Source organism: Aliiroseovarius sp. F47248L (assembly GCF_023016085.1).
In the GTDB taxonomy this organism is placed as follows: Bacteria; Pseudomonadota; Alphaproteobacteria; order Rhodobacterales; family Rhodobacteraceae; genus Aliiroseovarius.
The window spans coordinates 2,993,690-3,015,033 of the sequence record NZ_JALKBF010000001.1 but is presented as its reverse complement, the minus strand read 5'-3'; the positions used below and the strand labels follow the sequence as shown (position 1 = coordinate 3,015,033).

The window sequence follows — 21,344 nt, the reverse complement described above, 5'->3', positions numbered from 1 at the left end:
CCTGCTGGGGTTTGAACCGGAAAATCAGACGAAACACAATGGCGGATGCGGCATCTGGTGCATCGGGCACGGCATCCTTTCAGCGGCACAGCACTTTGGCCATTAACCTTTTCCGTGCTTCGTCGTAGATATGCACGCTTGTTCATGCGATCCTGAAAGGTGGAGTGCATAAGATGAGGGTGCTAATCGTCGAAACCAACCTCGAGCTGGCTAAACTTTGGGCCAGCCACTTGCTGCGGCAACAGATAGATGTTGAATGCGCCTGCGACGCGGCCCACGCTATCGATCTTTTGGAGTGTCAACGTTTTGATGTCGTCGTCCTGAACGCTGCATTTGATGATAGGAAAAGCATTGCGCTTGCCGATTATGTGGCCTTTCGCTTGCCCCAAGCACGCGTGGTCTTTGTGACCGCAAGCACGTTCTTCTCGGACGGGTCAATTTTCAATCTTACCACCAATGCCCATGCCTGTGTGTCGGCAGATATCCCGTCTGAGGATCTGGTCAATGTCATCGCCTTCCACGGGGCCGCAGACAACAGATAGCATGCAAAGCCGCTTGCGCCGTGAACAGGCTTCGCTAGGGTCTGGACATGATCAAAGATACTGCATCCCCCCAGACCATAGGTGCCGTCGTGTTCGACATCGGAAACGTGTTGATCCGCTGGCAACCAGAAGACCTATATGACCAGTGGATCGGACGTGAGCGCCGTCTACAGATGTTTGAAAGTCTTGATCTGCATGCGATGAATGATCTGGTTGATCGTGGCGGGGCATTTCGACAGACCATCTATGATTTCGCCAAAGCAAACCCCGAATATCGTGAGGAAATCCGTTGGTGGCATGACCGTTGGCTTGACATGGCACAGCCTGCCATCGACCTGTCGGTGCAGACCCTGCGCGCGCTGAAGCGGCGCGGATATCCCGTTTTTGCGCTGTCGAATTTCGGCCGCGAGCCCTTCGTGCTGGCCAAAGAGAAGTTCGGATTCCTGTCAGAGTTCGACCGCCGCTATCTGTCGGGGCATATGGGCGTGGCAAAACCCGATGCGCAGATTTACGGCATGCTGGAAGCTGATTGCGGGCATACCCCGCAAGCGTTGCTGTTCGTCGATGACCGGGCCGAGAACATTGCCACCGCAGATGCGCGCGGCTGGCAGACACATCACTTTACCTCGGCCCGAAAATGGGCTGATCACCTGATCGCGCGTGAACTGATAGAAGAGGCCGACCTGTGACACCCGCCATGATCCCCTTCGAGGCCGAAGCCCATCTGGATTGGCGCGCACTGACCGACGCGCTGCTTGCAGGTCACACCCGCCCCAAAGCCGAAATCGGCGACACGTTCCTGTATCGTGGCGAAGATACGATGCTGACCCGTTCGGCATGGATCGACGGGCTGGGGATTGCGGTGAAGACTGCTAACATCATGCCCGGCAACCCCGCGCGGGGCGAGCCGATGATCCACGGGGCAGTGAACCTTTATGACGATGTCACCGGGTTGCTGGATGCAATTGTTGATTTCCATTTGGTCACCAAATGGAAGACCGCCGGTGATAGTGTGCTGGGCGCGCGACTGCTGGCGCGGCCCGACAGCAAGGTGATCCTGATCGTTGGCGCGGGCACTGTCGGGAGCAACCTGCGTGACGCCTATGGCGCGCTGTTTCCCGATGCTCGGTTCCTGATTTGGAATCGCAGCCCCGAAGGCGCACAGAAGTTTGCAGATGAATGCGACAAGACCGAAATTGTCGCTTCGCTTGAGGACGGCTTGGCACAAGCGGACATCATCACTTCAGCAACCATGACCATTAATCCGCTTATCAAGGGCGACTGGTTGCAACCGGGGCAGCATCTGGACCTGATCGGCGCCTATCGACCGGACATGCGCGAAGCCGATGACACGGCTTTGACCCGGGCGCGCCTGTTTGTGGATAGCCGTGAAACTGTGTTGGACCATATTGGTGAATTCAAGGACCCGCTGGCGCGTGGCGTAATTGTGCGGGATGACGTGCAGGGCGATCTTTACGACCACAAGGACGGCGTGTTCGACCGCCAACTCGACGATATCACGCTTTATAAGAACGGCGGCGGGGCACATCTGGATCTTATGACCAGCCGATACATTCTGGATGCGTGGCGCGCGGAGCAATAGCCTTAAAAAACAAACCCCCGAAGCGGCTGCTGCGGGGGTCGTTTTTGGCGAGCGGTTGACAACCCACCCACCGGGTCGCTTGGGGATGACTTACATCATACCTTCGCGTTGTGCTTTCTTCCGAGCCAGCTTACGCTGACGGCGAATAGCTTCCGCCTTCTCGCGCGCTTTTTTCTCGGAGGGCTTCTCGAAATGTTGCCGAAGCTTCATTTCGCGGAAGACACCTTCACGCTGAAGTTTCTTCTTCAGCGCACGAAGCGCTTGGTCTACGTTGTTATCGCGTACCGAAACCTGCATGTGGTTGTCACCACCTTTCTAAGTTAGAGTTTGCAGAATTGCAGGAAGCGCCGCTTTAGCAGCCATTCCGCCACTTGTCCAGTTTCACCTCACATACGAGGAACCCACTATGACCGACAAAGACCGATTGCTTGACGCAGCCATCGCCCATGTCCCCTTTGATGGGTGGAGCGATGCCACCCTGATCGCATCCGCACAGGATTGCGACATGACTGAGGCCGAAGCCCGCTCGATTTTTCCGCGCGGCGCGCTGGATCTGGCGCTGGCGTATCACCGCAAAGGGGATGCCGACATGGCGGCCCGTCTGAAAGCCGCCGACCTGGATGGTATGCGGTTTCGCGACCGAATCGCGGCCGGTGTGCGCTATCGGTTAGAGGTTGCCGATAAGGAGCTTGTACGCAAAGGCATGGCGTTCTTTGCCTTTCCTCAAAATGCAGGCGACGGTGCTGCCGCGCTTTGGCAGACTTGCGGCTTGATCTGGGAAACCTTGGGCGACAAATCGACCGACCTGAACTGGTACACGAAACGCGCCACGCTGTCGGCGGTCTATTCATCCGTCGTGTTGTTCTGGCTGGGCGATGAAAGCGAAGGGAACGAGGCCACTTGGGCCTTTCTGGATCGCCGCATTGACGATGTGATGCAGATTGAGAAGATCAAGGGCCAAGCCCGCGACAGCGCGCTTTACAAGGCGTTCATGTCCGGGCCGGGTAAGATACTGGACTCGATCAAGGCGCCGGGGGGACCCAATCCGAATTACCCGGGACGTTGGGAACCGGAAGACACAGGGGCAAAGAATGACTGACACCATGCGCGCAATCGAGATCACGGAACCCGGTGGGCCCGAGGTTCTGCAACTGTCTGAACAGCCGATCCCGACACCCGGCCCCGGTGACATACTGATCCGTGTGGCCTTTGCGGGCGTCAACCGCCCGGATGCGCTACAACGGGCAGGATCATACGCACCGCCCCCAACCGCCAGCCCCCTACCCGGCCTTGAAACTTCGGGCGAGGTTGTGGCGGTAGGCGAAGGCGTGACCCAATGGGCCGTGGGCGACAAGGTCTGCGCGCTTCTGCCCGGTGGCGGCTACGCCGAGTACGTGACAACGCCCGCCGCCCACGCCCTGCGCGTACCCGACGGTATGGGCATGAAAGAGGCCGCTTGCCTGCCGGAAACCTTCTTCACCGTCTGGTCCAACGTCTTCATGCGCGGCGGGCTGCAAGCGGGCGAGCGTTTCCTTGTGCATGGCGGCAGTTCCGGTATCGGCACAACCGCAATCCAACTGGCCAACGCATTCGGTGCGCGGGTGTTTACCACGGCTGGAACGAATGAAAAATGCGCTGTCTGCCGTGATCTGGGGGCCGAGCGCGCCATCAACTACAAGACCGAAGATTTCGTTGAGGTGATGAAGGTTGAGGGCGGCCCGAACCTGATCCTCGACATGGTGGGCGGCGACTATATCGCGCGCAACATCAAGTGCCTGGCCACCGAGGGCCGCATGGTCCACATCGCCTTCCTGTCCGGCCCCAAGGCCGAGGTCAACTTCGCCATGATCATGGCCAAACGCCTGACAATCACCGGCTCAACCCTGCGCCCGCAATCCGACCTTGCCAAAGCCCGCATTGCCAAGGAACTGGCCGACAAGGTCTGGCCCCTGCTGGATGCCGGCCGCGTCGACCCGGTGATGGACCAGACCTTCCTGCTGGAGGACGCCGCGAAGGCACATGCAAGGATGGAGACCAGCCAGCATATCGGGAAGATTGTGTTGGAGGTTGGGGCTTAGGGGTTATGCTCGGCTTGACCTGTGTGTTTCCGAATGGCCGGTATGCGGGACGAAGCTGCCACAGGACGAATTGCTCCTTGATTATCAAAAGAGATGATCAGGCGGGTGTGGAAGGGCCATTCCAGACAGACATGATCGGGTGCGTTTTTGGCGGCGGATAGACAACCTTCCCATCAAAGACCACATCGCGGTCGCCAGATTTTAGCCATTTGGATTCTTGGCCAAGCATTTTGTCACGCACTATGACAAAAAGATAAAAGGAGAATTGTGCGCGCTTAATGAACTCGTCGAGGCTTTCTGGGAAAAGGGAATTCTCCTTTATTCCACCGCGAGGCGTAACCAAGCAGTGCCTCTCAATGCTATCGAAGTTTGATACGTATACGGTTCCATGAGCAATTAGGTTTCTTACTTTTGTCAGCGCCTTGTACTCTTTTATAAGCGATTTAGAAAATTCCGGAGAAATATCAGTCAAATAGGTGTCTAAACACATGCGAATAACTTGCATTTTTACGTCTGGGTTGAATATTTTTGCAAACGCAAAATTTGCTACCAAAACTCTCTTATGGTTCACAAACCCAGCATCTCTTGCACCAACCGCAAACTCGAAGATTCCGTCCAATTGAGTCTCTAAGTGCGCATATTGGTGAAGCGCTGCTCCAGAAGCTCGGTTTATGTCCGAGCGGGAAGACCCATTGTATTTGGAGGCGATTGCGTGCTCGCTTTCTGCCATTTGTGCCTCACTGTTTCTTCAACGGTAGATTAGTCGTAGCTAGCCGTTCTGGCAATCTGATGAGGCAGTTATCCGATGTCGACCCACTTGCACCATCGGTTAGTGAATTGATTCTTGTATGCTTAGCCTTTCATCGTCGGCTCTGGACTCAATCCCGACTTCAGATCAAACTCCGCTCTTAACGCCCACCCCCTACCGCACCGGCTCCAGCAACGCCTTCCCCGCCCGGCAATCCGTGCGAACATCCCGCGCGCATACTCTTGGCTCAAGATCCTTCGTCAGGCACAGGCGCGCCTCTTGAATGCGGTCGCCCTTGCAGGTGATAGTCAGCATGTCGGGGTGCCAGTCAGGGTTGGCTTGCAGGAAAGCTTCCTCCACCACGGACGCGGGCAGGCGAACGGGATCCGTCAGTTTGCGCAGCACCGCGGGGCGGTTCACCATGTCATACGCTCGCCGGGCCAGGTCGTAGTATTCTGCAGCCTCATACCCGGCGCAGACTCCATGTTTTTTCCACTGATACCACGCAGCTCCGCCGGTACCGAAAATGTCCGCCTGCGCGTTGGTCAGGCTGCGGGACGGCGCGCGTGCGGATGTGCGGCAATAGCTTGGCCAGCCTTGCTCAAATTGCGGCCACAGCCCATGCACAACCCAACCCAGATCGCGGTCGGGGTCGCACTGTTCGGATCCGCGCGCATCGCCTTCGACAGCGCACCAGTTGGGCGACCAACTGAGCGACAAGACGTAATAATCAAAGTCGCCGGCCTGCTCGCCATCCGCCCATACTGCGAACGCCGAAACCAGCCAGAGAATGCCACCGATTAGAACCTGTCGCATTTTGCCTTCCCTCTTTCCTTCTTCCCCCTTATATAGGCCTCAAGTTCCCCGACAACGGAAACCGGCCTGATAATGTCCCCGCGACACAGGCAGCCCAGCCAGGGCGCGGGAAAGTTGTATCCGGGGTCAATTTCGAAGGAGTGTTCAGATGAGCAAACTGATCATGGCAAAGGCTACCGCCGTTTGGCTGGTGGACAACACGACGATCAGCTTCAAGCAGATCGCCGATTTCTGTGGCCTGCACGAGCTGGAAGTTCAGGGCATTGCTGATGGCGATGTGGCGACCGGCGTTAAAGGGTTCGATCCGGTGGCAAATAACCAACTGGACGCAAGCGAAATCGAGAAGGCCGAGAAAGACCCGCTGCACAAGCTGAAGCAGAAGTTTTATGCGGCAGCGTCGGGCGAAGAAAAGCGCCGCGGCCCGCGTTATACTCCGCTGTCCAAGCGTCAGGACCGTCCGAATTCGATCTTGTGGCTGGTAAAGTTCCACCCGGAACTGGCCGATAGCCAAATCTCGAAACTGGTGGGTACCACCAAGCCAACCATTCAGTCTATCCGCGAGCGCACCCACTGGAATATCCAGAATATGGAACCGATTGACCCAGTGGCCTTGGGCCTCTGCAAGCAAAGCGAACTGGACTTGGCGGTGCAGAAAGCCGCTGCCAAAAAGGCGAAGGAAGGCGGCGTGATGTCTGATGACGAGCGTCGCAAGCTGGTGTCGACCGAGCAAAGCCTTGGAATGGACCCAGAGCCCAAGATTCCCAGCGCCATCGAGGGGCTTGAGACGTTCACGCTGTCTGGCGCACCCGATGATGAGAAAGAAGACGCATTGCCCGATGCGGACAGCTTCTTCAATTTGCCGGACAATGATGACGATGACGACGACGACGACAAAAAATGATCCCTCCCGGATCGATCAAAGCCCCGGCCTGATGCCGGGGCTTTATTGAACTTCGTTTTTCTGATCCTCCGTTAAGACCCTGTTCACCCTGTTCGATGATGCTGTGCCTTACGGAACAGGTGACTCGGAGAACCGGGGATGAAAATCGAAGATATTCTTGCACAGGAACGGCGCGCCAGAATGGCCGCTGAACGTCTTCTAGCGCAGAAACAGGCAGAGCTGACAAATGCGAATCGCGTTCTTTCACAACACGCGTTGAGTTTGTCGGACGAGATCATCGAAACACGCGTCGCGGTCGAAGAGATCAAGGGCGAGAACTCACAGGTTCGCGCAGATCTCGAGAAAGCCAATGAAGAAGTGGTGATCGCGAAGCGGCGGTTGTGGGATTCGCTGGAAACCATCGAAGATGGGTTTGCCGTTTTTGATCAATCGGACAGGATGATTGCCGCCAACAGCGCCTATCTAGAACCGTTTGACGGGTTAAGCTGCGTGGTCCCCGGCATCCCTTATACCGAGATATTGCATATCGCGACCGATGAGGGGATTGTCGACATCGGCGATATGCGACCTCTTGCCTGGCGCGACATGATGCTGGCCCGATGGCGTGCTCCGTCACGCGATCCTGTTGTTTTGCGCCTGTGGGACGGAACCCATATCAAAATGGTCGACCGACGCTCGCGCGATGGCGATATGGTCAGCCTGGGCCTTAACATTACCGAGACGATTAAATATCAAGCCGAATTGAGAGATGCGCGCCACCGGGCAGAGGCGGCCAACCGTGCGAAATCAACCTTTCTTGCCAATATGAGCCATGAGATTCGCACACCGATGAACGGTGTGGTTTCGATGGCAGAGATCATGGCCGAAGGCGACTTGGATGACGAACAGCGCCTGTATGTAGACACAATCCGCCAATCAGGCGAAGCGTTACTGACCATCATCAATGACGTGCTCGATTATTCGAAGATCGAAGCCGCCAAACTGACATTGCAACTTGAAGAATTTGATCTGGAGCGTGTGATTCTGGACGTCGTGACACTGTTGCAGCCTGCGGTGCAGGAAAAAGGCATTCGGTTGATCGTGGATTTTGATTTGTTCATGCCGTCAAAATTCGTTGGTGACGTCGTGCGGATACGTCAGATTCTGACAAACTTGATCGGAAACGCCGTCAAATTTACTTCCGAAGGGCATGTATTGGTACGCGCCGTTGGGCTACCGTTAAGTGATAGCGAAACACAACAGGTTCACGTCACGGTCGAAGACAGCGGCATAGGTATTCCCGAAGACATGCAAGGCCATATCTTTGGCGAGTTCAACCAGGTCGACACGGAACGCAATCGTAAGTTTGAGGGGACAGGACTTGGCCTTGCCATCACTTCTCAGTTGGTAGAACTGATGGGCGGTGAAATCTGGGTCGACAGTCAGGAAGGTGTCGGGTCATGCTTCGGATTTCACATAGCGCTTCCTGTCATAGAAACCACCGAGCCACCACAGCTATCCCGAAACGCCGGATGGGTGGTCATAGCGATGGAAGACCGCCTGAACCGAGTTGTGCTTGAGAAACGGTTCGAAGCGACAGGATTGCGCACCAAACTATATGACCCGCTCAGCCCATCCAAAGCATCCGTGCAGGGGGCCGCCTTAATTCTGGTCGACGAACAAAGCGCCAAAGCGCACACGCAGGATGGAATACCATTCGTTCAGATGTTGCGTGCACAGAACCCAACCGCACCGATCATCTTTTTGACCGCGCCCAATTCGACGACCGTAAAACAGAGCAACAACATCGCCAGCGCTACGCGCGTTTTGCAATTGCCCCTGACCCGAAACACGGTGTTTGAGATCATCAATCAGATAGGCAGCCGGCCCACAGACCCCGTGCCCTTGGTGGCAAAGGTTGGCAATGACACGCCTTTGCTGTTGACCGCATTGGAAAGATCAGACCTTCGACGAATGCGCGTTCTTGCGGCTGAGGACAACAAGACCAACCAGTTGGTCTTTACGAAGCTGCTGAAAGATCTGGACATCGACCTTCACTTTGTCGGCAACGGCATAGAAGCGGTCGAAGCTTTTCTGAGGCTCCAACCCGACATCATCTTCATGGATATCTCGATGCCCGAGGTCGATGGAAAAGAGGCCACACGGCGCATTCGAATGCTTGAACAAGATCAAGGTTTGCCCCGGACCCGCGTTGTCGCACTGACGGCACATGCTTTGACCGGTGACGATCGCGACATCCTTGCACATGGGCTTGATCAGCATTTGACCAAACCGCTGAAAAAACCCGAAATCCTGCACGAAATTCTGACACATTGCCCGGACGACGCACGATGCCCGCTGCCGGGAAGCTGCTGCTAGGTTTCGTCACGCAAAAAGACCAATGTGTCGCCTTCACTGATGTCGGGCTGATATTTGTATCCACCCAGATCAAAGTGTTTCAGGGTTTCAGCGTCACGCACACGGTTTTGCACAATGAACCGTGCCATGGATCCGCGTGCCTTCTTGGCGAAGAAGCTGACCACTTTGGGTTTGCCCGATTTCATCTCCAGAAACTGCGGTGTGATGACCCGCAAACCAAGCACGTCCCGATCAACCGCTGAGAAATACTCGACCGAGGCGCAGTTGACGAGGATATCGCTGGATGTGTCCTCCGCTCGCTGGTTCAGTTCGTTTGCGATATTGTCAGCCCAAAACTCATAAAGGTTTTTGCCTTTCTGGTTTTTCATCCGCGTGCCCATCTCTAGCCGGTGCGGAGCTATCTGATCCTTAGGACGCAACAGGCCGTAAAGTCCCGACAGAATGCACAAGTGTTCCTGCGCATAACGCAGTTCATCGTCGTCAAGGCTGGCCGCATCCAACCCAGAATAGGTATCGCCTGCGAACAACTCGATCGCGGGCTTTTCGCCCGTCCCGCTGCCAAAGGCTGTGAACCTCTCGACATTCAGTGCGCCCAACGCGGGTGAGATGTGCATTAGGCGCTCCAGATCCTTGCTCGACAGCTTGCGCGCTGTCCCGGCAAGAACCTCTGCCCTATCCTGAAAAACAGGACGTGTCCCGTCTGTCCTTTTTGCAGGTTTTTCGTCCAGCCGTTTGGCTGGCGACACGACAACCAACATGTCATTTCCCTTCCGTCAGCACGTCGATAAAAGCAGCGCCAAATCGCTCGACCTTCTGGTCACCCATCCCTTGAATGCGGCCCAGACCACTGATCGTCGTCGGCTTGCGTTCGGCAATTTGGCGCAAAGTGGTGGCGGTTACACTCAGATGTTTTCCGGTGCCGTCCTCTCCCCGTGCCAGATCAGTCGCGACGACTTGCAACTGGTCGAACAGACCCCCAGCTGCGCGCCCCGCCAGCTTGCGCCGGTGCGGATGAAGATCAGGCGTATCGCCATTGATCACCTCAAGAAACGCACGACCATAGCTTTCCAGCTTCTTGGCACCGACACCGCCGATGCGCGCCATTTCATCCAGATCCACGGGCCGTTTTTCGGCCATCTCGATCAGTGTGCGGTCATTGAATACGACATAGGCAGGGACGCGAGCAGCTTCAGCAAGGGCGCGACGCTTTGCCTTTAAGGCAGACAAAAGCGGGGCGTCCTCCTCCGCAACCATCATTTTTGCCGCTGGCCGGCGGTTCCCTGATTTCAGCGTGTCACGCCGCAGTTCGACCTGCGCTTTGCCCCGCAACACCGGGTGAGCCTTTTCGGTGATCCGCAGCGCACCGTGACGCTCTGGGTCAGGCCGCACCAGATCCAGCCCCAGCATCTGTCGGAAAATCGCCTGCCACAGGCGCTTGTCGTGATCCTTTCCAACGCCGAATGTTGGCAGACCGTCATGACCTCTGTCACGAATACGATCCGTAACATTGCCACGCAAGATATCTATCAGATGGCCCGAGCCAAAATACTCACCAGTACGCAATATGGCCGACAGCGCCTTCATGACATCCACGGTGCCGTCAAACAGGTCTGGCGGCGTCGAACACAGATCGCAGTTTCCGCACGGTGTGGTGTCTTCACCGAAATATGCCAGAAGCTGTTTGCGGCGGCATCCATGCGCTTCAGCCAGACCCAAAAGGGCATTCAGGCGGCCGTGATCGGCCGCGCGCCGTTCGGGCGGGGCCAGACCTTCGTCGATCTGTGACCGCCGCAACCGAATATCATCCGCACCAAACAGGGTCAGGGTATCGGCGGGCGCACCGTCCCGACCGGCGCGACCGATTTCCTGGTAATATGACTCGATCGATTTAGGCAGGTCGGAATGGGCAACCCAACGAATATCGGGTTTGTCGACGCCCATGCCGAAGGCGACTGTCGCGACAACGATCAACCCGTCCTCTTGCTGAAACTTGCGCTCGACCTCGCGCCGGTCATCGGCGTCCATGCCGCCGTGATAATGAACCGCGGGGTGGCCTGCGTCTTGCAGCGCCTTAGCCAGCGTTTCGGTTCGGGCGCGGGTGGCAGAATAGACGATACCCGACTGCCCTTTGCGGGCCGCAGCGAAGTTCAGAATCTGAGTGCGGGGGATGTCCTTGGCGGCGAAGGCAAGGTGGATGTTGGGGCGGTCGAAGCCATGCAGAAAGCTGCGTGGCGTCGCATCGTCAAACAGTTTTTGGATGATTTCGACGCGGGTTTCTTCGTCTGCCGTCGCGGTGAAGGCAGCAAGGGGCACATTCAGGGCGCGCCGCAGCTCTCCGATCCTGAGGTAGTCCGGGCGGAAATCATGGCCCCATTGGCTGACGCAATGCGCCTCGTCCACAGCGATCAAGGTCACGCCTGCGTTGCGCAACAGGTTCAACGTGCCACCAGATGCCAACCGTTCCGGCGCCATGTAAAGTAGCTTGAGCGCACCCTGCGCCAGCGCCTCGAACACCGCGTCGGTTTCCTCCTGCGTATTGCCCGAGGTCAGCGCACCAGCATTCACACCCGCCGCCTGAAGCCCGCGCACCTGATCGCGCATCAGGGCAATCAGCGGGGAAATCACGACAGTAACACCCTCACGAAGCAAGGCGGGCAATTGATAGCACAGCGACTTGCCGCCGCCGGTCGGCATGATGGCCAAGGTGTTTTCGCCACGCGAAACGGCGTCGACAATCTCGGCCTGTCCGGGGCGAAATTCATCGAAACCGAAAACGGATTTCAGAAGGTCCAGATCACGGGGCATGTGTGCTGCTCGGTGTTTTGAGAGCACAATCCCATGTGCGACCGCTAGGGACAAGGGGCTTAGTAAAATGCCGACGCGTTGTTGATCAGAATGATCCGGATCGCATAAAGTGCGATCAGGGCAACCAATGGTGCAAAGTCCAATCCGCCCATCTGCGGCAGGAAGGTCCGAATACGGGAATAGACAGGTTCCAGCAGCCGGTTCAGCCCGTACCAGACTTGTGCCACAATATGTTGCCGCAGGTTCAGCACCTGAAAATTAATCAGCCACGACATCACGATATGCGCGATCAGGATAAACCAGGCGATATCCACGATCAGCATCAGGATTTGAAACAGCGACTGCATAAGGGCTCCTTTCGGGTTGTCCGTTCCATCTAGGGAAGGTTACTGGGTAGGGCAAGGGTGACGCGTGGTTTCGGTTGACGTTTCTAGGACTCATGGGCAGGTCAAACACAACCAGAAGGAGCCTCCATGTATCCGTTCATTCGCATGTTCAAAGAGCTGATCATCAACGCTAGGGCCAAACCCCTGCCGATCACCGGCACGCATGTCAGCCATCACATGTGCTGGCCGTGGGATATCGACCTGTGGCGCGAGTTGAACAACGGGCGCACGCTGACGCTCTATGACCTCGGACGCATTCCATTGGCGGGACGCACCGGTCTGAGCCGAATGTTGATCAAGAATCGCTGGGGTCTGACCATGGCAGGCGCTTCTGTGAGGTATCGCAAGCGGGTGCGCACCTTTGTTCGCATCGAAATGCGCAGCCGTGTGGTGGGTTGGGGTGACCGGTTTATTTATATCGAACAAAGCATGTGGCTGGGTGGCGAATGCGCGAACCAGATCGTCTATCGATCGGCGGTAACAGATCGCAATGGGATCGTGCCCACCGCTCGCGTGGTTGAGGCATTGGGCTATGACGGACCGCTGCCTGTATTGCCGCAATGGGTGCAAGCGTGGATCGACGCCGAGGCTCAGCGACCCTGGCCACCCGAGGCATGACACCCCTTGCCCGCGCGCTGGTTTCGCTGTTTGATCATCGGAAACAGGGAGCAGGCATGGCAGAGATTTCAACGCGCAAGCGAATATGGGGCTGGTTTTGGTTCGATTGGGCCAGTCAACCCTATCACACTCTGCTTCTTACCTTCATTTTTGGCCCGTTTTTCGCCGCCATCGCCACCGAGTATTTCATGGGGCAAGGGTTGGTCGAGCAAGCCGCAGATGCGAAAGCGCAAAGTATCTGGTCGTGGGGCTTGGCGGCGGCTGGCCTGATCGTCGGCTTTGGCGCGCCGATCATGGGCGCGCTGGCAGACACCGCCGGGCGGGTCCGTCCATGGGTTGCGGTCTTCAGCCTGCTGTATGTCATCGGCGCAGGATCATTGTGGTGGACCCAACCAGATGGATCAAACTTATGGGCCATGATGTTAATGTTTGCCCTGGGTTTCATCGGGGCCGAATTCGCTTTGGTTTTCACCAATTCGCAACTGCCCAGCCTTGCTGATCAGGATCAGGTTGGTGAGATTTCGGGCTCTGGCTTCGCTTTCGGATACATCGGAGGCTTGGTGGCATTGGCGATCATGCTGACCCTGTTTGTCGAACAGCCCAGCGGCAGGACGTTGATCGGGCTGCCCCCCGGTTTAGGCCTGCTGGATGCCGAAGCGCGTGAAGGGACACGGATTGTCGGCCCATTTGTCGCCGTGTGGTTCATGATTTTCATGATCCCCTATGCGCTGTGGGTGAAAGACCTTCCCAGACCTGCAGCAAAATACAGTCTTTCTGGCGCTTTCGCTATTCTTGGCCGGACCATTCGGGGACTGAAGAACAAGAAAAGCCTTGCGGCCTATCTTGGCAGCTCGATGTTCTATCGCGACGCATTGAATGGCCTTTATGGGTTTGGTGGGGTTTATGCGAGCCTCGTTCTGAACTGGTCGATTGTCCTGATCGGTGTCTTTGGCATCATCTCGGGTCTTGCCGCCGCAGGATTCAGCTGGTTGGGCGGGCGGGTTGACCGAAAGCGCGGCCCCAAGCCGGTGATCATCGGATCCATCCTCGTTCTAATGGCGGTCTGTTTTCTGATTGTGAACATGACGCGCGAGTCCATTTTTGGCATCACGCTCCCCGATGGATCAAACATCCCAGACATCATTTTCTTTGGCTGCGGCATGCTGATCGGAGGTATGGGCGGCACGCTGCAATCAGCCAGCCGATCAATGATGGTGCGCCATGCTGATCCCCTGGCCCCGACCGAAAGCTTCGGGCTGTACGGTCTGTCGGGGCGCGCCACAGCGTTCATGGCCCCTGCTTTGATCGCATGGTTCACAACGATGACGGGCAGTGCACGACTCGGCGTGTCTCCGCTGATCGGGTTGTTTGCATTAGGGCTTTTCCTTTTGATCTGGGTTAAACCAGAGGGTGAGCAGTGAGAGGCGACAAAAGTATGGTTGGAAAGTACATTCGTGGTTCACTTCTGATCGGCGCGCTGATGCTGGCGGGAGCGATGGCGGCCCCGGTTAACGCATTGGCCGAAACCCCGGCAAAGCAGTTGTTTGGCGCGAAGCGATCAGGCTCTGCCCAGCAATCCGCACCCTTTGGGTCTTATGCCAAGGGATGTTTGGCCGGGGGCGAACAGCTTGCACAAACCGGACCCACATGGCAGGCCATGCGCTTGTCTCGCAATCGCAACTGGGGACACCCAGAGCTGATTGATTTCATCAAGGATTTGTCGCGCAAAGCAGCAAAGCAACCGGGTTGGAACGGTCTCTATGTTGGCGATCTCAGTCAACCGCGTGGCGGTCCGATGCTAACCGGCCACCGATCCCACCAGATCGGGCTGGACGCAGACATTTGGATGCTTCCCGCTAAGCGCCTGAACCTGTCGGCCAACCAACGCGAAAGCATCTCGTCCATTTCGTTGCGGCGTGCCAAGGGTGCGTTTGTCAACAAATCTTGGACCCGTGCCCATCATGAGATTCTGAAGGCCGCCGCCAAAGACAAGCGCGTGGCGCGGATATTCGTCTTTCCCGGCGCAAAGGTTCAGATGTGTAAGGACGAAAAGGGCAACCGCAATTGGCTGAGGAAAATCCGCCCATGGTATGGGCACCACTATCATTTCCATGTTCGCCTGAGATGTCCAAAAGGAATGCGCGGATGTGTCAATCAAGCGCCCCCGCCGCCCGGTGATGGCTGTCAGGATGCGGTGAACTGGGTCAATGACATCCTGCATCCCAAACCGCCACCGCCCAAACCGCCGAAACCAAGCAAACCGCGCGGGCCTTTGACGCTTGCTGATCTACCGAAACAATGTCGCTCCGTCTTGTCGTCGCGCTAGGGGCGCTGGCAATACTTATCGGTGTCTACACCGTTGACCTCGGTGCACAGACGGTATCCGAGGCCAAACTGGTGTCGGCAACCCGATGGTATGGCGGGGATGATGCGGCGTTTGGCGGATTTTCGGCGATTGAGGTCAGCGACGATGGCGAAACCTTTGTCGCGCTGACCGATCGAGGGCATATCACGCACGGTAAATTTGTGCGCAAGAACGGAATGATCAAGAAGGTCGCACACGGGCCGCTGAAGAAGTTGACTTCACCGCGCGGCGACCCGCTCAAAGGCATTTGGACGGATAGTGAAGGTCTGGCGGTAGCACCTGATGGCACAGTCTATGTAAGTTTCGAAATTCGCCACCGCATCGTTCAGTACAAGACCGGGCAGGAGAAAGGTCGTGACCTGCCAAAAAACCCGGCAACCAAAAAGATGGTTGCCAACTCGGCGCTCGAGGCGCTTGCCGTGCAGCCTGACGGCACGATTCTTGTGATCCCCGAAGGGAACGGAAGTCAAAAAAACCCACACCCAGTATATCGCCTGCGACCGGGGGCGACGACTTGGGAAAAGCCATTCACCCTTCCCCGATACCGGCCTTATGTGCCTGTTGGGGCAGATGTCGGGCCTGACGGACGCCTTTATGTTTTAGAGCGCCACTTGAGCAGCATTTTCGGCTTCACCAACCGTGTTCGCCGGTTCGACATGACTCAAGACAACCTGACAAACGAAACCATCTTGCTTCAGACCGAAGTTGGCGCACATGACAATCTTGAGGGGCTGGCAGTCTGGCAGGATCAGGATGGGTTAATCCGCCTGACCATGGTGTCTGACGACAATTTCAAGTTTTTTCAGGTTACAGAAATTGTCGAATATGTCGTTCCCGATGGGGCAGGTTTGAAAACAGAACTCTTGATCACTGGCGATTGAGCCGCTAAATGCAGTCCGTTCCCGTCAGATGGGAGCCAAGTCTCCGCAACCTTGCAAAAACGGACCAACAACATGACCCGTATCCTTCCTGGCGTGATCGCCATGGCCGCCATTGTGGTGGCGTCAAACATTCTGGTGCAACATTTGTTCGGCCAATGGCTGACCTGGGGTGCCTTTACCTATCCCTTCGCCTTTCTTGTCACCGATGTGATGAACCGCGTCTATGGCCCATCGGCTGCACGCAAGGTTGTCTTTGCAGGTTTCGTCACCGGCGTGATTTGCAGCTTCATCGGCACGCAGATCATTGGTGAATTCGGACCGCTGGTAACCTTGCGCATCGCGGTGGCTTCTGGCCTTGCATTCCTGACCGCGCAACTTCTGGACGTTGCCATCTTTGATCGACTGCGGAGCGGAAAATGGTGGCGTGCACCTGTGGCCAGCACCATCATCGGCGGCACAGTGGACACGGCGATCTTCTTCACCATCGCCTTTTCGGCCAGTCTTATGTTCCTTGAACCCGGCAATGATGTTGGCTGGGCAAACGAGCTTCTGCCGATGCTTGGCAGCGGCCCGGATGCCCCGCTTTGGATCTCGCTTGCGGTGGCTGATTGGCTGGTAAAAATGGCGATTGCACTGGTCGCACTGGTTCCATTTCGCCTCATCGTTACGAAACTTTCACCAAATCCTGCGTGAAAAGTTTTGACAAACGCAAAATCTGTGGCAACCTCCTAGATATAGCAACAGCGAGAAAGGAGGTGTCCATGTCAAGAGATACAACGGAGCGAGGTGCCGGGACAATCTAGGTCGCGACTTTCCGGGGCAGCCCCCGGTGAGGAATGCGGATCTTATTGACCCTCTCTTGACGGTCTAACCGGTCCCACCTCCTTAATTCTCGAAAGGGTCGTCCCAAAGCGGGCGGCCCTTTTCTTTTGCCATTTCCGGGATTTCCGTTTTGGATCCAATTCGCTAAGTTGCGGCCATGATCCGCGTGACCGATAATATCATCCTGCAAGATTGGGAGTTAAGTGAAAGCTTCACCCGCAGTTCCGGCCCCGGCGGGCAGAACGTGAACAAGGTATCCACAGCCGTCGAGCTGCGTTTTGAGGCCGCCAGATCACCCAATCTGACACAACCCGTAAAGACCCGGCTGAAACGCATCGCCGGGCGAAAATGGTCCCAGGACGGCGCAATTGTGATCCGGGCAGAAGACACGCGCAGCCAGGCGCGCAACCGCGAGATCGCTCAAAATCGCCTTGTCGAAATGATCCGGCGCGCTTTGGTTGCTCCCAAGCGGCGCATTGCGACCAAGCCTACGTTGGGATCGAAAAAGCGGCGACTGGAAGCAAAAACAAGGCGCGGTCAGATTAAAGCCCTGCGCGGACGCATCAATGAAGACTAATCTCAGCGGAGCCACACCAATGTCGGACACTTCCACCCTTCTGAAACGTCGCGAGCGGCTTCTTGGTCCCAACATGACGACCTTTTACAGCGATCCGGTCCACATTGTGCGCGGTGAAGGAGCATGGTTGTGGGACACGGACGGAAACCAGTTTCTGGATTGCTACAACAACGTTCCGCATGTGGGCCACGCCCATCCGAAGGTGGTCGAGGCGATCACGCGGCAGGCGGCCACCCTGAACACTCACACCCGTTATTTGCACGACGGGATACTGGACTATGCCGAACGCCTGACCGGCACCATGGATCACGATCTGGATACCATGATCATGGTCTGCACCGGGTCCGAAGCCAATGACATTGCCCTGCGCATGGGCCGCGCAGTGACCGGCAAGACGGGGATCATCTGCACCGACAACACCTATCACGGGAACACCGATCTGGTGTCGCATCTGTCGGCCAAGAAAACACCCATTGGAGGCGCGGTTGAATGGGTGAAAAAGGTGCCCTCGCCGGACGCGCTGGCACCATTGGGCGGCAGCGCCGAGGCGCAATCAAAGGGATTTGCTGCAGAAATACAGAAAGCTATCGACGCGCTGGAGGCTGAAGGTCATGGCTTTGGCACCCTCATTCTGTGTCCGTTCTTTGCCAACGAAGGCTTCCCGGATCTGCCCAGCGGCTTCCTTGACCCGACCGTCGAGGTTGTGCGTCGCGCTGGCGGCACCATCATCGCGGACGAGGTGCAGCCGGGCTTTGGCCGCACGGGCCGTCATTTCTGGGGCCACCAGCGGATTGGACTGACGCCGGACATCGTCACAATGGGCAAGCCAATGGGCAACGGCCACCCGGTCGCCGCCGTCGTCACCCGGCCCGAGATCATGGCCGAGTTCCGCACCCGGTTTGGCTACTTCAACACATTCGGCGGCAATCCGGTGTCTGCAGCCGCTGCAATGGCCGTGCTTGAAGTGTTGGACGAGGAAAAGCTGGTCGAAAACGCCCGCGATGCGGGTGATTATGCTTTGGGGCTTCTCAAGGGGCTTGACCACCCGATGATCGCCGATGTGCGCGGGGCGGGGATGTTTCTGGGGGTCGAGTTCGCCCGCGATGGCGACACCAAAGCCGCCGCGCCTTTCTGCGCCCAACTGGTGGACGAGATGCGCAATCGCGGAGTGCTTCTGCATTCGGTCGGGCGTCACTACCATGGTATCAAGATCCGCCCACCCATGTGCTTTGATCGCGCACAGGCTGACTTGTTGGTGGAAACGCTGGATGCGGCGCTGAAGGCGCTGCCCGCATGAGCGCGCTGGAACGGGCGTTGGCGGCATGGGGCGCGACCGACATCCGCATGATCAAGGATCGCGAAAACGTGGTGCACGAGGTGCTTGTGAATGGCCACCCCGCCGCGTTGCGCCTTCATCGTCCGGGATATCAAAGCGCCGATGCGATCCGGTCGGAACTGGACTGGATGGCCGCGCTGGATGCTGCTGGAATGAGCGTGCCCGCGCCGATCCCAACCCTGATGGGTGACATGGTTGCCGACCTGGGCGAAGGTCAGATTGCCACCATGGTCAGTTGGGTCGACGGCGCGCCGATTGGCGAAGGTGGCGTGCCGTTGCCGGGCAGCAAGGCCGAACAGGTCGCGCTGTATCACAAGGTCGGGGCCGAGATCGCCAAGCTGCACAACCTGACCGACGCCTTGACCTTGCCCACGAACTTCTCCCGCCACCGCTGGGACATTCCCGGCCTTCTGGGCGACAATCCGTTCTGGGGCCGGTTCTGGGAATGCCCGGCGTTGAGCGATGACGACTACGCCCTGATCCAACGCGCGCGCGCCGTGGCGCATGACAGGGCCACGGTTTTCCTTGAGAACGGCGCCGATTTCGGCCTGATTCACGCAGATGCGCTGCGCGAAAACATCTTCGTCCATAACGGAGAGCTGACACTGATCGACTTCGACGACGCGGGCTTTGGCTTCCGGCTTTATGATTTGGCGGTGATGATGACGCAGAACGAGGACGAACCCGCGTATGAGGCGATCCGCACCGCCGCCCTGGCCGGATACCGCGCCCACCGCGCGTTAAGCCAGGAGGCGGAAGACCTGCTCCCCCTGTTCATCATGATCCGCCGTTTTGCGTCCATGGGCTGGGCGGTGCCGCGCTATGATCCGACCGGGCCGGAGGTGGTGAGTTATACGCGGAAAGCGGTGACGGCGGCACGGAGGGTGCTTGGGGGGTGAGGGGTGTTCAGCGGGTGCGGCTTAACGGTCGAATGGGAGTAGCAATCCCTACCTTCGAATCCGCCAATGATAGTCACCAGATACAGACACTAGTCCATGGCGATCAGCGGGTGCATGTCCATGTTTAAGAATAGAAAACATATCACTTAAAATAATGCGATTGTTCGAAACATAGGCGTGAGAAACAAAATCGTCCAATTCGAGGTCGCTTACAACCACCGTATCCATACCCGTGAAAATATAGGTTGGTGGAGTGATCCCAACTCTTGGGAATTTATGAAGCCAAGCAGACAATTGCAACGCTTTGTCTTTGTCGGAAACATAGGACGTAGTTCTTTCAGAATGTTCTACCAAATGCGGCGCAAGGTGCGGCATCAGGTTCGTGTCTACATCCGCTGCAGCTAGGATAATCTGTTTAACACTCTGGAGTGCCGTTGAATTCTTCACGGCCAACTGCTCTAGCGCACCAAGCAGACATCGACAGCCCATGCTATGTGCGATCAGATTGACACCTAGGTCGCCTACATGAATGACATGATTCTCGATAAAATCCGCCAGCGCGTATTTGCTGTGCTCAACCGATGCTTCATCTGCAGAATAGCCCAATACCTTGGCCGATGCCCAGATGGTGGCCAATTTGCGCGGCGCGCAAAACCGCCTGTTCGAATGTAGTGTTATAACCGTGTACAAAAATCGTTGGTCGTGCTTTCTCCCTCATTTTATCGGCGGTGCTAATAAGGTGCGACCAGAACAATGTGTCGTTGAGTTCAATGTAGCTATCGACTGTCAATCTAGGTTCTTTTTTATTGCGCAGTTTCTTCCATAGCCGCGAACCGATTGAACCTAGACTGCCCGTTTCTGGAACAATCACTTCGCAAAGCCCGAGACTAGTGGCTGCGTTCTTCTCGTTGTCAAACCCCACCAAGGCCCCACGCTCGTATCGTGGACTACGCGTTGTTCCGTAAAACACATCGTATTTCGCCTTCCGAGTCCTGTCATCTATACTTCGAATTTGCTCGCGCGCCGCCAACGTATCCTTCAGGGGCCTAGCGATAGTCCTTTGGGCTGCGTGATATGCTGCCACTGACGGATATTCGCTAAAACGTTGATTGGAAATCACTGCTCTTTGCTTCTCTGAAAGTGAGCTTCCAATGAATATCGCGCCTACAAACTCTGTTTCTTTTAGTTTAGTCTCGGTTAGGTCGACTTCCTCAAAGACCGCATTTCCAAATAGAGCCCTGGTTCCATCGACGCCGGTAAGATTTGCACGTTTGAACTTTGCATTCTCAAAGTTGGATTTGGACAAGTCCGCCTCAAGCAAGTTCGCACCGGTGAAATTTGCACGGGCGAAATTCATATCTGATAGGTCTGCTCTAGCCAAGTTAGCATTCGAGAGGTCAATATTCTCAAATGTTCGCGACGTTTTCGGTTGATCGCGGAAATCGCGGGGGAGTTGTTCGAAAAAACGAATTCCCGACAGATCTGGCACAAAGTCAACACGCCTTCGACGAAGGTTCCATTTACTTACACCTTCTGCCAGCCATTTCACATCCCATTCGTTAGCCATCAGCAAATGCTCAATTCAAAACCACACTACTCTCGTTATGAT

General features: G+C 56.5%; 21 protein-coding genes and 1 pseudogene. 15 read left to right on the top strand and 7 right to left on the bottom strand.

Annotated features, from left to right (window positions below):
* Nucleotides 1-173 precede the first annotated feature (173 nt).
* Genes MWU51_RS14920 through MWU51_RS14910 form a run of 3 tightly spaced genes read left to right on the top strand, consistent with a single transcriptional unit; the run spans nt 174 to nt 2,145 of the window.
* Nucleotides 174-542, top strand: a complete 369-nt coding sequence (locus MWU51_RS14920) for a response regulator (RefSeq protein ID WP_247038437.1) — start codon at nt 174-176, stop codon at nt 540-542.
* 47 nt (nt 543-589) lie between these two features.
* A complete protein-coding gene (locus MWU51_RS14915) occupies nt 590-1,231 on the top strand; it encodes an HAD family phosphatase (RefSeq protein WP_247038435.1) in 642 nt (213 codons plus the stop codon).
* Entirely contained in the window at nt 1,228-2,145 is a 918-nt protein-coding gene (locus MWU51_RS14910; protein WP_247038433.1) for an ornithine cyclodeaminase, read from the top strand. Before MWU51_RS14915 ends, MWU51_RS14910 begins: the two co-directional genes overlap by 4 nt.
* A 90-nt stretch (nt 2,146-2,235) precedes the next feature.
* Here the strand turns inward: MWU51_RS14910 and rpsU are convergent, their stop codons facing one another.
* Entirely contained in the window at nt 2,236-2,442 is a 207-nt protein-coding gene (gene rpsU / locus MWU51_RS14905; protein WP_091427324.1) for a 30S ribosomal protein S21, read from the bottom strand.
* 109 nt (nt 2,443-2,551) lie between these two features.
* Here rpsU and MWU51_RS14900 point away from each other — a divergent pair, with 109 nt between their 5' ends.
* Both MWU51_RS14900 and MWU51_RS14895 read left to right on the top strand, forming a co-directional pair.
* The gene (locus MWU51_RS14900; protein ID WP_247038431.1) at nt 2,552-3,244 is read left to right on the top strand and encodes a COQ9 family protein; all 693 of its coding nucleotides are present in this window, start codon (nt 2,552-2,554) and stop codon (nt 3,242-3,244) included.
* Nucleotides 3,237-4,223: an NAD(P)H-quinone oxidoreductase gene (locus tag MWU51_RS14895; RefSeq protein WP_247038429.1), complete on the top strand. Its 987-nt coding sequence runs from the start codon at nt 3,237-3,239 to the stop codon at nt 4,221-4,223. Before MWU51_RS14900 ends, MWU51_RS14895 begins: the two co-directional genes overlap by 8 nt.
* Nucleotides 4,224-4,320: 97 nt before the next feature.
* On the opposite strand, the gene MWU51_RS14890 is transcribed toward MWU51_RS14895, so the two are convergent.
* Together MWU51_RS14890 and MWU51_RS14885 are read right to left on the bottom strand one after the other, a co-directional pair.
* A complete protein-coding gene (locus MWU51_RS14890; protein ID WP_247038427.1) occupies nt 4,321-4,953 on the bottom strand; it encodes a hypothetical protein in 633 nt (210 codons plus the stop codon).
* 192 nt (nt 4,954-5,145) lie between these two features.
* Complete coding sequence (locus tag MWU51_RS14885; protein ID WP_247038425.1) at nt 5,146-5,787, bottom strand: ribonuclease T2; 642 nt, start codon at nt 5,785-5,787, stop codon at nt 5,146-5,148.
* Nucleotides 5,788-5,935: 148 nt separating this feature from the next.
* Here MWU51_RS14885 and MWU51_RS14880 point away from each other — a divergent pair, with 148 nt between their 5' ends.
* Both MWU51_RS14880 and MWU51_RS14875 read left to right on the top strand, forming a co-directional pair.
* Complete coding sequence (locus tag MWU51_RS14880; RefSeq protein ID WP_247038423.1) at nt 5,936-6,688, top strand: cell cycle transcriptional regulator TrcR; 753 nt, start codon at nt 5,936-5,938, stop codon at nt 6,686-6,688.
* A 138-nt stretch (nt 6,689-6,826) separates the two neighbouring features.
* Entirely contained in the window at nt 6,827-9,046 is a 2,220-nt protein-coding gene (locus MWU51_RS14875) for an ATP-binding protein (RefSeq protein ID WP_247038421.1), read from the top strand.
* Here the strand turns inward: MWU51_RS14875 and yaaA are convergent.
* The 3 genes from yaaA to MWU51_RS14860 are packed head-to-tail and all read right to left on the bottom strand — an operon-like array spanning nt 9,043 to nt 12,198.
* Entirely contained in the window at nt 9,043-9,804 is a 762-nt protein-coding gene (yaaA, locus tag MWU51_RS14870; protein ID WP_247038419.1) for a peroxide stress protein YaaA, read from the bottom strand. The two genes, MWU51_RS14875 and yaaA, sit on opposite strands and share 4 nt — an antisense overlap.
* Before the next feature lies 1 nt (nt 9,805).
* Nucleotides 9,806-11,851, bottom strand: coding sequence for a DNA helicase RecQ (recQ, locus tag MWU51_RS14865; protein WP_247038417.1), 2,046 nt, complete (start codon nt 11,849-11,851; stop codon nt 9,806-9,808).
* A gap of 59 nt (nt 11,852-11,910) precedes the next feature.
* On the bottom strand, nt 11,911-12,198 hold the full coding sequence (locus MWU51_RS14860) for a YggT family protein (RefSeq protein ID WP_247038415.1): 288 nt from the start codon (nt 12,196-12,198) through the stop codon (nt 11,911-11,913).
* A 126-nt stretch (nt 12,199-12,324) separates the two neighbouring features.
* Here MWU51_RS14860 and MWU51_RS14855 point away from each other — a divergent pair, with 126 nt between their 5' ends.
* From MWU51_RS14855 to MWU51_RS14820, 8 genes are all read left to right on the top strand, one after another.
* The gene (locus tag MWU51_RS14855) at nt 12,325-12,855 is read left to right on the top strand and encodes an acyl-CoA thioesterase (protein WP_247038413.1); all 531 of its coding nucleotides are present in this window, start codon (nt 12,325-12,327) and stop codon (nt 12,853-12,855) included.
* Nucleotides 12,856-12,911: 56 nt separating this feature from the next.
* Entirely contained in the window at nt 12,912-14,276 is a 1,365-nt protein-coding gene (locus tag MWU51_RS14850; protein WP_247038411.1) for an MFS transporter, read from the top strand.
* A gap of 59 nt (nt 14,277-14,335) precedes the next feature.
* Complete coding sequence (gene mepA, locus MWU51_RS14845; RefSeq protein WP_247038870.1) at nt 14,336-15,181, top strand: penicillin-insensitive murein endopeptidase; 846 nt, start codon at nt 14,336-14,338, stop codon at nt 15,179-15,181.
* Nucleotides 15,154-16,101: an esterase-like activity of phytase family protein gene (locus tag MWU51_RS14840; RefSeq protein WP_247038409.1), complete on the top strand. Its 948-nt coding sequence runs from the start codon at nt 15,154-15,156 to the stop codon at nt 16,099-16,101. Before mepA ends, MWU51_RS14840 begins: the two co-directional genes overlap by 28 nt.
* Before the next feature lie 72 nt (nt 16,102-16,173).
* Nucleotides 16,174-16,794, top strand: a complete 621-nt coding sequence (locus MWU51_RS14835) for a queuosine precursor transporter (RefSeq protein ID WP_247038407.1) — start codon at nt 16,174-16,176, stop codon at nt 16,792-16,794.
* 286 nt (nt 16,795-17,080) lie between these two features.
* Nucleotides 17,081-17,500, top strand: coding sequence for an alternative ribosome rescue aminoacyl-tRNA hydrolase ArfB (gene arfB / locus MWU51_RS14830; RefSeq protein ID WP_247038405.1), 420 nt, complete (start codon nt 17,081-17,083; stop codon nt 17,498-17,500).
* 19 nt (nt 17,501-17,519) lie between these two features.
* The gene (locus MWU51_RS14825) at nt 17,520-18,797 is read left to right on the top strand and encodes an aminotransferase class III-fold pyridoxal phosphate-dependent enzyme (protein WP_247038403.1); all 1,278 of its coding nucleotides are present in this window, start codon (nt 17,520-17,522) and stop codon (nt 18,795-18,797) included.
* Entirely contained in the window at nt 18,794-19,735 is a 942-nt protein-coding gene (locus MWU51_RS14820) for a phosphotransferase (protein WP_247038401.1), read from the top strand. Before MWU51_RS14825 ends, MWU51_RS14820 begins: the two co-directional genes overlap by 4 nt.
* Before the next feature lie 48 nt (nt 19,736-19,783).
* Here the strand turns inward: MWU51_RS14820 and MWU51_RS14815 are convergent.
* Nucleotides 19,784-21,302, bottom strand: a pseudogene (locus MWU51_RS14815) (alpha/beta hydrolase).
* Between the last annotated feature and the right edge of the window lie 42 nt (nt 21,303-21,344).